Source organism: Tolypothrix campylonemoides VB511288_2, from assembly GCF_045999855.1.
Classification (GTDB): domain Bacteria; phylum Cyanobacteriota; class Cyanobacteriia; order Cyanobacteriales; family Nostocaceae; genus Scytonema; species Scytonema bouteillei_A.
In genome coordinates this window covers 90,634-103,004 of record NZ_JBFPMW010000006.1, presented here as the reverse complement: position 1 = coordinate 103,004, position 12,371 = coordinate 90,634, and the positions used below count along the sequence as shown (strand labels likewise).

Genomic DNA, 12,371 nt, shown 5'->3' with positions numbered 1-12,371 from the left:
GGTTAGTGATTAGTACCTAATAACAACTATCAACTAACAACTAACCATTAAAATACCTCATCTTCAATGCCCAGCCACCATTCGCCCAAATTCATCAAATCTTGGCGGATATCTTCTAACTCTTGAACGTAATCAACTTCTGTCATTGAGTCTTTACGCTCTTGAAGTTTCTTTAATCGTAACTGCACCAACAGCCAAGGCTTGGTTATGCTGTTAGTTTCTTCTAAATATTTTGCTAATTGTATGCTATCCATATCTTTACTCTAACACAACCCCGCATCCGTAACTAAAAAACTACATCAATTGGTCTGGCTTGAGCAAAAACAGCCACGAGCGAAGTCGTGACTGCTTCTAAATTTCATAAATCAATTATTTTCGTCTGACAAATTTCGCCAAACCTACTATCGTTACCAGCACACAACTGACAGATAATTAGTAGGCTTTGGCATAATTTTCAGCCGCAAAATCCCAGTTGACTAACTGCTCTAGGAAGTTCTTGATATATGCAGGGCGAGCATTTCTAAAATCAATGTAGTAGGCATGTTCCCAAACATCTAGGGTCAGAAGCGCCTTCTGTCCGTGAGCTAGGGGATTTTCTGCATTTGGTGTTTTAGTGACTTTTAAAGTACCACCATCATCAATTAGCCAAGCCCAACCGCTACCAAACTGAGTTGCAGCCGCGTTAGAAAACTCTTCTGTGAATTTGTCAAAGCTACCAAAATCTTTTTCAATCTTAGAAGCTAGTTCACCTTGAGGCTTACCACCAGCACCTGGTTTTAGGGAGTTCCAAAAGAAAGTGTGGTTCCACACTTGGGCGGCGTTGTTGAAAATTCCTGCTTTGGAGGAATCTTTGAAGGAAATTTTAATAACCTCTTCTAAGGATTTATCGGCAAGTTCTGTACCGTCAGTCAGCTTGTTCAAGTTGTCTACATACGCTTTGTGGTGCTTACCATAGTGATACTCGAACGTCTCACCTTTCATGCCGTATGGCTCTAAAGCATTAAAGTCGTATGGTAGTGGTTCCTGTACGAATGCCATTGTGTCTAATCCTCTCTTTACCGTATTTCAGTTTAAAGCTACTGGGGTAGCTGTGGAAATTACACGTTTGTGCTAAGCAGTTTCAGGAGCTTAAAACCGCGATACCAAACTTAACAACTAGATTCTACCTAAAAAAGTCACTTGAATGACCCCTTCGTCAGTAGGATTGGGAGTTTATCAATGATAATCAAACTAATGTACAATAGAAAAGCCTTGCACAGCTTCCAAAGATCGGCGTGTCATTGAGAGAGATTAACGATGCCGAATTCTGGCTTACATAGACTAAAGCAGACAGCCCGCGTTCTACCAGTGGGAACAATCAGGTAAGAGTGATTACCAGTTAAAATGATTTTTCCACTTCTTAGACATCTACTTAACATAGAGCTTGGCGAACCGGAATTTGGATCGTGAACTCAGTTCCCCTACCAAGTGTTGACTGGCAATAGATTTTGCCACCGTGTTTTTGGGTAACAATCTGATAGCTGATGGAAAGCCCCAATCCAGTGCCTTTGCCAACGGGTTTAGTCGTAAAAAATGGTTCAAACAGTTGGGGACAGATATTCTCTTCAATGCCGCAACCGTTATCACTAATGGAGATGGCGATGTCGTGGTTTGGTAGTTGTTCGGTACGGATAGAAATTTGGCTCGGATGGGCCCGGATCTCATCCATATTGCGATGGAGATCGCGCTCTTCCAAGGCATCAATGGCATTGCCGAAAATATTCATGAACACCTGATTGAGTTGACTGGGATAGCATTCCACATGGGGCAGTTGTCCGTAATCTCGTACCACCTGAATGCCAGGATGTTCGGGTCTGGGTTTGAGACGATGTTGCAAAATTAACAAAGTACTCTCAATACCTTCGTGCAAATCGATGATTTGAGTTCCCGATTCATCCAAGCGAGAAAAGTTACGTAGGGAAACAACCAATTGGCGAATGCGATCGCTCCCCAATTCCAAGGATTTCATGAGCTTGGGCAAATCGGTTTCTAGATATTCAACATCAACTTCGTCCATCCAAGCTTGAATTTTGGGATGGGGTTGAGGATGGTATTGGCGATATAACTCAATAAAGTCAAGCAAATCTTCGATATGTTCTTTAGCAGGAGCAAGATTGGAGTAAATAAAAGTGATGGGATTGTTAATTTCGTGTGCTATGCCTGCCATCATTTGACCGAGTGAAGACATTTTTTCGCTTTGCACGAGATGCATTTGTGCCTGCTTGAGGTTGTCAAGTGCCTCGGAAAGTTTGGTAGCATGTTGTTGTAAAGACTTTTGGGATTCGCTCAGTTGCAAGTGTACGCGAATACGTGCTAAAGCTTCTTCATGTTGGATGGGCTTGGTAATGTAATCGACTGCACCCAAACTCAGCCCTTTGACCTTATCAACTGAGTCAGACAGAGCGGTCATAAAAACGATCGGAATGTCTTTGGTGGCGGAATCTGCTTTGAGGCGCGTACAGGTTTCAAAGCCATCAATTCCTGGCATCATCACATCTAGCAAAATTAAATCGGGATGATAAGACTGAACCCGTTGTAAAGCCGCTTCACCACTTTTAGCGATCGCCACCCGATAACCGATTTCACTCAAAATATCGAACAACACTTGAATATTGGTAGGGTTATCATCAACTACCAAAATGGTTCCTTTTGGGGCTGTGATGTCAACGGGCATGCTTGAACTCCTGAAATATAATAAAAATGAAAAATATTAAATATGCGGTGCTAATAAATTAAGAATGGCTTCGTCATCAAATTTAAAACTAAGTTCTAGTAATTTATTGACAAAAGGTGCATATTCAGGATTAAGTTGCTTGAGGCGGTTGGCTTCAAACTGAATATCGGTGATAAAGCCATCTCGGGCTGCTTGGTAGAGGGCAGCTAACTCCTGTGGTGGCGGTACCACCAGATCTGCCGAAGGAGAAACCACAGCAGACACTTCAACCACCTCCGTTTTTGTTTCATAAATCCATTGCAACTCTAGATGGCGTTGCAATTCCCCCAGCAAGCCAATGAACTCGATTGGCTTGGGGAAAAAGCTACTGCACCCAGCATCCATAGCTTGTTGCATATCTACTTGAGACAAGCTCGCTGGGGAAGCAATAATCGGTATTTTGGCAAAATCAGGCAGTTGACGCAAGCGACGGGTCATTTCCAACCCATTCATTTTTAACATCATCACATCAGTAATGATTAAATCCGGGCGTATCTGAAGTGCTAAATCCAGCCCGAGTTGTCCGTCATCCGCTTGAGCCAGTTTAAAGCCTAAAGGTGCCAGCATTCCTACAACAACAGCACGGTTATCATGGCGATCGTCAATCACTAAAATTTTGCGCCGTTCCCCCTGATAGCCAATCACCTTTTGATGAGGAGACGCAGGTCGAGACAGCCAATCGGCAGCAGCAAGCAGTACCACCTCAAACCAGAAAGTACTGCCCAGACCTGGTTCGCTGTTGAGGTGAATGGAACTGCCCATAAGCTGGACAATTTGCTGGCTGATTGCTAACCCCAACCCAGTTCCTTCGCTGTTGCGATCGCGTTTTCCCGCCTGTTCAAAGGGTAAAAAAATCAATTGCCACTTTTCTTTTGCAATACCGATGCCCGTATCTTGAACTTGGAAGCGAATTTTCGTGGAGCGAGTGCTAGCTGTTTGCTCATTCCCAAAAGCCTCAACCGTAAAGGTGACACTTCCAAAATCAGTAAACTTAATTGCATTGCTGAGGAGATTCAGCAGGACTTGTCGCAGGCGTTTGTCATCAGCATGGACGGCAACGGGCAAGTTGACGGGGTGGTAATGGAAGGCAATACCTTTCTGTTCGGCTTTGATGCGACAAATTTCTATGGTGGTGGTCAGGAAGTTGGCGAAGTGGAAATCCTGAGGATAAAGATCCATCTTCTGTACTTCCAGTTTCGAGAGATCGAGAATGTCGTTGATTAAGGTCAGCAGGTGGGAACCACACTGATAAATAACGCCCAATCCCTTTTGCTGTTTGGCAGTAGTGGTAGGGTCGCGCTGAAGGATCTGAGCATAGCCCAGGATGCCATTGAGCGGGGTTCGCAGTTCGTGGTTCATATTCGCAAGGAATTCGCTTTTGGTACGATTAGCTGCTTCCGCTACTTCTTTTGCTCGAGCAAGGGCGAGTTCTGCTTGCTTGCGTTCGGTAATGTCGGTGTTGGTTCCCACCCACTCACAAATTTCACCCTCTGCTCCGATAATCGGCACACCACGCACACTTAAGTAGCGATACTCACCGTCATAGCGTCGAATTCGAGTCTCACTTTCATAAACGGTGCGATTCGTCAGAGCGACTGACCAATTGTCACTAGCAGACTGTTGCTCTTCGGGATGGATTGCATTTAACCATCCCCACCCTAAAGCTTGTTCAAGCGTTTGACCCGTGAAAGCACACCATTGCGGTTGGTCGGTCACGAATTTACCTTCAGCGTCAGTTGTCCACACGATTTGTGATGTCGCTTCAACTAGCGAACGGAATCGTGCTTCACTCCGCTGAAGTGCCAGTGCAGCAACTTTTTGCTCGTGAATATTGCTGCAAGTCCCAATCCACTCGCGGATACTATTATCTAGTTCTAATACTGGGACACCTCGTGATATCATGTAACAATACTTACCATCATACCGTCGCAAACGATATTCATGTACGAAGAGGCTACCCCTGTTGACTGCGTCTTCCCATGCCTGACCCATTAATTCGCGATCTTCTGGGTGAATTGCATCTAACCATCCCTCTCCCTCATATTCCTCCCACGTTTGCCCGGTAAAGTTTCGCCAGCCAACATTGTCTTGAACAGCAGTACCATTAGGAGGCGCTGTCCAAATAAATACTGAAGTAGCACTTACTAAACATCGATAGCGTTCTTCACTCTGTTTAAGTTTTAGTTCCGCAACTTTCCGTTCGTGAATATCATTACAAATGTTTACCCATGCCCGAACACTACCATCTGCTTCTAAAATAGGAGTACTTCGCACTTGCATATAGCGATACTCACCATCAGATCGTCGCAAACGACACTCAACTTCATAACGAGAAAGCGTTGTTCTAGCTGTTTCCCATGTCTGAGTTGCCAATTGGCGATCGTCTGAATGAATTACCTCTAACCATTTTCCTGTTACAGATTCCTCCAAGGATTGTCCTGTAAAGTTTCGCCAACTCAGATTATCTTCTAAGAAGTTGCCATTAGGTCCAACTACCAAAACTATCTCAGAAATGACATCTACCAGAGAACGATAATACTGTTCATTTTGACCCATAGCGCTTTGGGTAGCTTTACACCCGGTGATGTTTTCGTGAAACATCATCAGTCCTCCAATTTCACCGCTTGTCATGTACCAAGGACGTACTAACCAGCGTACCCATTCTACAGACCCATCTGCACTTAGGGTTGCATCTTCATCACATTGATGGATTGCTCCCGCTAAACAATCCTGATGAATTTGCTTCCACTTTTGGGAGGTATCTGGAAAAACTTCGTCATGAGAGCGACCGATGATTTCATGAGTTAAACCATGTTCTGACAACCATCTGCGACTAACACTTAAATATCGCATTTCGCGATCGACTATAGAGATGGCAACGGGAGCATATTCAATTAACTGCTGCAAGTAGACTTCATTCTGATATTGGTTCATTTCCAAATGCACATAATTATTTTTTCTGATTCATGAAAGATTTCAACAGGTTTTCATTTGTTAAAAGCAGTTGCCATGAAAACAATTTCCAGCGGCGATTGGTAAAAACTATCAAATCAATTTGATAAGAACAATTAAAGACTCATTTAGTAATAAAAAGATAAATTAAAAATCAAACTCAAAATCAGTAAAAAACAAATTTATGATTGATAAATTGTAAAAATACCGCCGTAATTTTGCTTCAGTATAATTACTAGTATTTGAGCGGACAATTTCTGCCACTGACAGAATTTGCGGCACTCATTCAAGCATCAATGTTCTAGATAGATTTTTCAGGATAGCTATTTTTGCAAGATCTTGACATTTTAGTATATAGAAACACACTATAAGTTTACAAATTTTCTGAAAATGAGATGTTAAAGTATAAATACTTAATATTTTAGATAGAGATGACTCAGCAGTTTTCTCCTGACGAACTTAATTCCATATGTTTAAGCCTAATTAATCTAAAAAAATGCTGTCTTGCTTGTAATTCCCCAGATGTATTGAACACATATGGACAAAACTTGCACAAAAAATCTCTGAAAAAATTGCTCTAACTTAAACTTTTAATTCAAAATATGGTTCAAATATCCATGTTAGGGTTCAAAACTTTTGTTTTATGTAGATATTTGAGTAAAAATAAAATATTTCATTGTCCAAGCAATCACTCTGTTGTTGGGCGATACGGCTTCAGCCGTTAAGCATAAAAGCTTATCGCTAACTCAAATCCTAACTAAGTAATAATAATTATCAAACAAAGTTTAATACAAACGTCTCTCGTATCTGTTTTTTATTTACTATATGATAATCATTATTTTAAAAAACTCGAAGACTAAAAGTGAACTATAAATTGGATACTCATTTCCGAAGCATATCATGAGTTAAAATCTCATTTTTTAGTTCAAATCACAATAAAGTATGATTTTTTCATACGTTATCCTTCATCCTTCAAATGTTCCCCACTTTTTTCCCATCTCAAACTGAGGAAATACAAGATGCAGATGCGATCGCTCTGCTTCAAAATATTGAAAGAATTGCTCTGACAACTTCCTTAAGCCACCAACCAATTCTGACGACATATATTCATCAAGGAAGTCAGGGAATACCAATTGTGCTATTGCATGGTTTTGATAGTTCCATGTTAGAGTTTCGTCATCTTTTACCATTACTTACAACTTACAATGAAACATGGGCAGTAGATTTGTTAGGTTTTGGCTTTACGCAACGGCAAAAAGAAATAAACTATAGCCCAAGTACTATCAAAACACACCTTTACCATTTTTGGAAAACCTTGATTGCTAAACCTGTCATACTGGTAGGTGCGTCAATGGGAGGAGCAACTGCAATTGACTTTACCCTAACTTATCCTCAAGTTGTAAAATCATTAGTGCTGATTAATAGCATAGGTTATACTTCCGCTCCACCTTTTAGCAAATACTTATTTCCGCCTTTAGATTTTTTAGCTGTAGAATATCTACGCCAACGCAAACTTATGGCGTTTAATTTAGGTAGTTTTTTTGCTAATTTAGACAAAAAAACGCTTTCAGATATTCAATGTGCTATGCTACATCAAGAAATGCCCGGTTGGCATGATGCTATGATTTCTTATGCTAAAACTGGTGGATATGATGATTTGGTCGATCGGATTGCTCGAGTGGATAAAGAGACGCTAATTTTATGGGGAGAAGCTGATGATATGCTAGCACCTGAAGACGCAGAAAAATTTCACAAGGATATTAAGCATTCTCAATTGATAAAGATAAAGAATAGCGGTCACGCTCCCCAAATTGAACAACCAAAATTTATAGCCCAATGTATTCTAGAGTTTATCTCCTCATTCCCAAGCTCCGCCCCCTGTACTTAGCTAGAAGCGCGACAAAAGCCTCTGGTAAATTTCAAAGTTTTCTCGGTCATAGCAGCAAAAAATTACTTTTTGAGGATAACTGTTGTTTTGTAGTTCTTCCTTGCAGCTCTCCACCGCCGTCTCAGCAGCTAAAGTTTTGGGATATCCATAAATACCAGTACTGATGCAAGGAAATGCCAGACTAATAAACTCTTGCTTTGCAGCAATTTGCAAGCACTTGCGGTAACACTGTCTCAGAAATTCGGGTTCTCCGTTGTTACCTCCGCGCCACACTGGTCCTACTGTATGGATGATAAAACGTGCTTTCAAACGGTACCCCTTAGTTAGTTTGGCATCGCCCGTCTTACATCCTCCAAGCAAGCGACACTCTTCAACAAGCTCCGAGCCAGCTGCTCTATGTATCGCTCCATCTACTCCGCCACCTCCAAGTAGACTACTATTCGCAGCATTGACAATTGCATCAACTTCTAGTTTTGTAATGTCCCCTAAAACAGTTTCCATAAAACTCATCAAGAAATCGTAAAATCTCTCGCTCCTCGATCGCTAGCAAAGGGACTCGGAGCAGGATTGCAATTATTTGAGAGGAAAGTGTGTCGAGTAATGGCTGCGATTCCCTTTGTTGCAACGAGGTGTTGTGATTTTGCACTTGCAGGTGTCTGTGATGGTGCGGCTACTGTCAGCACCACATTATCATCGCTTTTTTCGATCTTAACGGCGGGCGGACTATCAATACCAGTTACAACAATACGTACACTACTTGTATTAAAGGATGTGACGGTCACACCAGCTATACCATTAGCAGGATTATTAACGTTGAATGGGTTTCCTGACTCCAAATGCAGTTGAGTATTTGCCAGTTCAGCAATATAAGTCTTTTCATAGGTAGAGGTCACAACTTTGGACAACTTGGGGTTTGTGGTCTCCAAGATGACCTCAATCCCTTCTTTAGCAGGATTGACAGTAACAGCATTGACTTGGTTCATCTCAGCCCAAGCAGGTTGAACCGCTAGGAGGGCGATCGCTCCTACGATAGAACAGCTTGTTAACAAGGGCGATTGTTGTACCATGACTCCTCACACAGCGCCTCACCCGAATTGGATGCGGAAACACACTTTGCTTTGATAATTTTTCTCAGAATATCATTTTACGGAACTAAATTCTACTTAAGCTCCCCACAAAGATAGAATCTTAACGTAAAAAAACTATTTGAGACGGTAAAGTATCTCGCCAGCCTTTGGTACAAGCAAGATCCCTTCATCTTCCCGATTCGCCCATTGTGCAGGTCCAATGGTAGCCGGATCGCAATAGTTTAAGTTATGAGCAACACAGCGTTCGGGGGAAATACCAGTTGCTAGAGTGACACGAATCCGTGCTTGTTCCCCTTTTTGAGGATCGAAAGTCCCCATACCTTTTAAGTGAGTACTGTGTGCTAGCACTCCACCGGGATACCCTTGGAATTTATCCCACTGTTTGAGGAAGTAATCCCGCACGTGATAACCAACTTCAGCCAGGATTTTACCGTGCGTGTAGCTAAACTCAGTAATGTGAGGTGCATAAATAATTAACTCACCTGCATCAGCCACAACTGGCTCTAGCTTGTACATTCCTTTAGCTGCTGTCCAAATGTCATCATACATTTCGGGCATTACAGAAAGCACTTTTTTAAAAGGCTTGTCTGTATATTTAATATGCAGTTTGGCTGATAATTGTGAAGCCGCTTCCCAGGCTTCCTCTGGTTTATCAATGTAAAGCCCAGCTAATTGATTTGTTTTTGGTGCGACCACCATAGCCAAACAAAGCTTTGGAGTAGGAATTAGACTAGCAGCTCGGTTAATCAATCGCCGAACGGGTGTTATTCCTGGTGTACCAATAATTTCATAACAGGTAATTAATGCTCCCAGCCAGTGCGATAAATTGATGACTTCCGAACCGCTAATACCGGGAAAAAAATATTTATTTCCACCAGAAAAACCAACAACTTCGTGGGGAAATACCGGACCGCAAACAACAATTAAATCGTATTCTGTTACAAGTTTATTAATCCGTACCTCTACTGACTGATGCAGCATTCCATTGCTGATTTCTGCTATCTCCAAAGCCGAAATGACTCCACAAGAAATAAAGGTATCCGGTTCATTCCAAAGATGGTTAAAGATACGAACTTTTTTAAAAGTTGTTTCTCTCTCTTTGGTGGTGACTCCCACCAAGCGATTGATTTGTTCTTCACTCATGGGATTGTGCGTACCTAGAGCAATCAAAAAATCCAGAGATTTAACCCTCTTACTTAACTCCTTGTGCAGCAGTCGAAACATTTGAGGAATGGGAGCAGTGCGGGTTCCATCGGGAATTAACACTAGGATGCGCTTTCTATCAAACTTAGGGTCTGCTAAAGCTTTATGAACCAGGGTGGAAACTTGTTCTTCAGAAAGTGTCCCGTTCGCTACGGCTACTGAATGCATTTTTAAACTCCACTATAAATACTAAACCCACCGTCTACCGGCACGACTACCCCGTTGACAAAACTAGAACCATCACTGCACAACCAAATTAAAGTACTGAGTAATTCGTTTGGTTCTCCAAAACGCCCCACTGGGGTATGGTCAATAATTTTTTGCCCGCGAGCTGTTAAACTTCCATCGGAATGTACTAATAAATCTCGATTTTGCTCTCCAATAAAGAAACCAGGTGCGATCGCATTGACTCTCAGCCCAGCTCCATATTTTTGAGAAAGCTCTACAGCCAGCCATCGAGTCAAGTTATCTATCCCTGCTTTAGCGGCTGAGTACCCAACTACGCGACTGATAACGCGTGTAGCGGACATAGAAGAAATATTGACAATAGAACCGTAGGGTTGATTACCCGTTCCATTTCTTTCGATCATTGCTTGACCAAATACTTGGCACGGTAGTAAAGTTCCTATTAAGTTGAGGCTAACCACTTCCTCAAAAGCTTCATGTGGCATATCAAAAATAGTTGCATCTGCATGAATTGTGGCGGCGGGAACATTCCCCCCAGCCATGTTTACCAAGATGTCTATTTGACCCCACTCCTTTAAAATGGCAGTTTTGGCTATTTCTAACTGAGAGCGATCGCAAACATCTGCCAGCACAGCCATGCTTTCTCCACCGCTAGCCGCAATTTCAGCCACAACCGCACTCGCTCGTGCTTCATTGCGACCCAGAACAGCGACTTTTGCTCCAGCGAGAGCTAAACCTCTTGCCATCGCCCCACCCAGCACGCCTGATGCTCCGGTGACCACCGCTACTTGGTCTTTTAAGCTAAAAAGTTTATTCAAAATCAAGTCTGGCATTCATCATTCCTCCATTTCATTCAACTTGTAAGCAGTTTTGGCAAGGTCATAAGCTAAAGCACGAGCCATCTCATAGCCATCTTCTTCCTCAACCAATCCACGGGTGACCAATCCAGCTATCCAGTTACAAGCGACACGCCGCCAGACAGCGTGACGTGCGGGAATGGAAACAAAAGCGCGTGTATCATCGTTAAACCCTGCTGTATTGTAAAGCCCAGCCGTTTCCATGACCAGATTAAAGTAGCGCTCCATACCATTAACGCTATCGTGAAACCACCAAGGTGGACCGAGCAAGACTGCGGGATAATGACCTGCTAGAGGAGCTAATTCCCGGCTATAAGTGCTTTCATCCAATCCAAACAAGATTAAATGAAAGTGTTGATTGTTACCATAGGCTTGCAACAGAGGGCGCAGATTTTTAGTCCACTCTATTTTTAATGGAATATCAGCACCTTTGTCTGACCCAAAGCGCTCGAAGATATCGGGGTTATGGTTACGCATAATCCCGCAATGCATTTGCATCACCAAACCATCTTCCACACTCATACGAGCCATTTCCAGAAACATATGACCCGTAAAACGCTCTGCGTCACCTGGATTTAGCTTGTTAGTTAATGCTCTGGTAAAAATAGTTTCTGCTTCTTGGTGGGAAAGACGCGTAGTATAAGGTGTAGCTGCACTGTGATCGGTAGCCGTTGCACCCATTTTTTTAAAGAAAGCCCGACGTTCTTCTAGAGTTTGTATAAAAATGGCATAAGTGTTAATTTCTCGTCCTGCGATGCTTTCTAGCTTGGTGAGATTTTCGCGCCAACCAGGAGTGTCTGGGTTAACCACTGCATCTGGTCGAAAAGTAGGTTTGATCTGCGTAAAACCTTCTGCGTGCAACGATTGATGCTTCTCAAGGCGATCGCTTGCTGCATCAGTGGTACAAAGCACTTCAATGTTAAAGCGTTTGAATAAAGCACGCGGTGAAAATGCTGGTAATGCTAACTGCTCTGTTAAATAATCGTAGATATACCCAGCATTACGAGCATTTAAAGGCTCATCCACTCCAAAGACATTAGTCAATTCGTCTTTCAGCCACAAGCCTGATGGAGTCCCCCGGAATAAGTAAAAATGTTCGGCAAAAAGTTGCCAAATTTTGCGGTAGTCGGTTTCTACAGGCGAACCATCACTCGTAGGTATACCCAAAGCTTGCAAAGGTATACCCCGACTGTAGAGCATGCGGAAAATGTAATGATCGGGGATAAGAAATAGTTCTGTCGGCGATCCAAAACGGGCGGTTGGATCGGCTAACAAGGCTGGATCTACGTGACCGTGAGGACAGACTAAGGGTAGAGCAGATATACTTTCAAAAAATTGATGGGCTAGTCGTCTTTGAATCGGTTCTGGATCGAAGCAACGATTGGGAGATAGAGTCCATTTTTTAGTCAACATATTTTTTTAGTTATTGGTCAAGTGTCATTAGC

At 42.5% G+C, this 12,371-nt stretch carries 10 protein-coding genes; 1 reads left to right on the top strand and 9 read right to left on the bottom strand.

What is annotated here, in order from left to right; genetic code table 11:
* Positions 1 to 47 precede the first annotated feature (47 nt).
* The 4 genes from AB0756_RS19575 to AB0756_RS19560 form a co-directional block, all read right to left on the bottom strand.
* Entirely contained in the window at positions 48 to 254 is a 207-nt protein-coding gene (locus AB0756_RS19575) for a hypothetical protein (RefSeq protein WP_038073419.1), read from the bottom strand.
* 178 nt (positions 255 to 432) lie between these two features.
* Positions 433 to 1,038 (bottom strand): superoxide dismutase [Fe], encoded by a 606-nt coding sequence (sodB, locus tag AB0756_RS19570; RefSeq protein WP_038073416.1) that lies wholly within the window; start codon positions 1,036 to 1,038, stop codon positions 433 to 435.
* Between the two features lie 373 nt (positions 1,039 to 1,411).
* On the bottom strand, positions 1,412 to 2,713 hold the full coding sequence (locus AB0756_RS19565; protein ID WP_038073414.1) for a sensor histidine kinase: 1,302 nt from the start codon (positions 2,711 to 2,713) through the stop codon (positions 1,412 to 1,414).
* Positions 2,714 to 2,749: 36 nt separating this feature from the next.
* Entirely contained in the window at positions 2,750 to 5,686 is a 2,937-nt protein-coding gene (locus AB0756_RS19560) for a PAS domain-containing hybrid sensor histidine kinase/response regulator (RefSeq protein WP_082051866.1), read from the bottom strand.
* Positions 5,687 to 6,680: 994 nt separating this feature from the next.
* Here AB0756_RS19560 and AB0756_RS19555 point away from each other — a divergent pair.
* On the top strand, positions 6,681 to 7,592 hold the full coding sequence (locus tag AB0756_RS19555; RefSeq protein WP_167844799.1) for an alpha/beta fold hydrolase: 912 nt from the start codon (positions 6,681 to 6,683) through the stop codon (positions 7,590 to 7,592).
* Here the strand turns inward: AB0756_RS19555 and AB0756_RS19550 are convergent, their stop codons facing one another.
* From AB0756_RS19550 to uxaC, 5 genes are all read right to left on the bottom strand, one after another.
* A complete protein-coding gene (locus tag AB0756_RS19550) occupies positions 7,593 to 8,093 on the bottom strand; it encodes an O-acetyl-ADP-ribose deacetylase (RefSeq protein ID WP_038073586.1) in 501 nt (166 codons plus the stop codon).
* Positions 8,094 to 8,101: 8 nt separating this feature from the next.
* Positions 8,102 to 8,659, bottom strand: a complete 558-nt coding sequence (locus AB0756_RS19545) for an AMIN domain-containing protein (RefSeq protein ID WP_038073411.1) — start codon at positions 8,657 to 8,659, stop codon at positions 8,102 to 8,104.
* Positions 8,660 to 8,794: 135 nt separating this feature from the next.
* Entirely contained in the window at positions 8,795 to 10,051 is a 1,257-nt protein-coding gene (locus tag AB0756_RS19540; protein WP_038073408.1) for a lactate racemase domain-containing protein, read from the bottom strand.
* Between the two features lie 2 nt (positions 10,052 to 10,053).
* Positions 10,054 to 10,902 carry an SDR family oxidoreductase gene (locus AB0756_RS19535; protein ID WP_038073405.1) on the bottom strand — a complete coding sequence of 283 codons (849 nt, stop codon included), beginning with the start codon at positions 10,900 to 10,902 and terminating at the stop codon, positions 10,054 to 10,056.
* Between the two features lie 3 nt (positions 10,903 to 10,905).
* On the bottom strand, positions 10,906 to 12,339 hold the full coding sequence (gene uxaC, locus AB0756_RS19530) for a glucuronate isomerase (protein WP_038073401.1): 1,434 nt from the start codon (positions 12,337 to 12,339) through the stop codon (positions 10,906 to 10,908).
* Between the last annotated feature and the right edge of the window lie 32 nt (positions 12,340 to 12,371).

Bases quoted from the DNA above. Each gene is read 5' to 3' on its own strand.
- AB0756_RS19575 (WP_038073419.1), bottom strand. From the start codon at position 254: ATGGATAGCATACAATTAGCAAAATATTTAGAAGAAACTAACAGCATA.
- sodB (WP_038073416.1), bottom strand. From the start codon at position 1,038: ATGGCATTCGTACAGGAACCACTACCATACGACTTTAATGCTTTAGAG.
- AB0756_RS19565 (WP_038073414.1), bottom strand. From the start codon at position 2,713: ATGCCCGTTGACATCACAGCCCCAAAAGGAACCATTTTGGTAGTTGAT.
- AB0756_RS19560 (WP_082051866.1), bottom strand. From the start codon at position 5,686: ATGAACCAATATCAGAATGAAGTCTACTTGCAGCAGTTAATTGAATAT.
- AB0756_RS19555 (WP_167844799.1), top strand. From the start codon at position 6,681: ATGTTCCCCACTTTTTTCCCATCTCAAACTGAGGAAATACAAGATGCA.
- AB0756_RS19550 (WP_038073586.1), bottom strand. From the start codon at position 8,093: ATGGAAACTGTTTTAGGGGACATTACAAAACTAGAAGTTGATGCAATT.
- AB0756_RS19545 (WP_038073411.1), bottom strand. From the start codon at position 8,659: ATGGTACAACAATCGCCCTTGTTAACAAGCTGTTCTATCGTAGGAGCG.
- AB0756_RS19540 (WP_038073408.1), bottom strand. From the start codon at position 10,051: ATGCATTCAGTAGCCGTAGCGAACGGGACACTTTCTGAAGAACAAGTT.
- AB0756_RS19535 (WP_038073405.1), bottom strand. From the start codon at position 10,902: ATGCCAGACTTGATTTTGAATAAACTTTTTAGCTTAAAAGACCAAGTA.
- uxaC (WP_038073401.1), bottom strand. From the start codon at position 12,339: ATGTTGACTAAAAAATGGACTCTATCTCCCAATCGTTGCTTCGATCCA.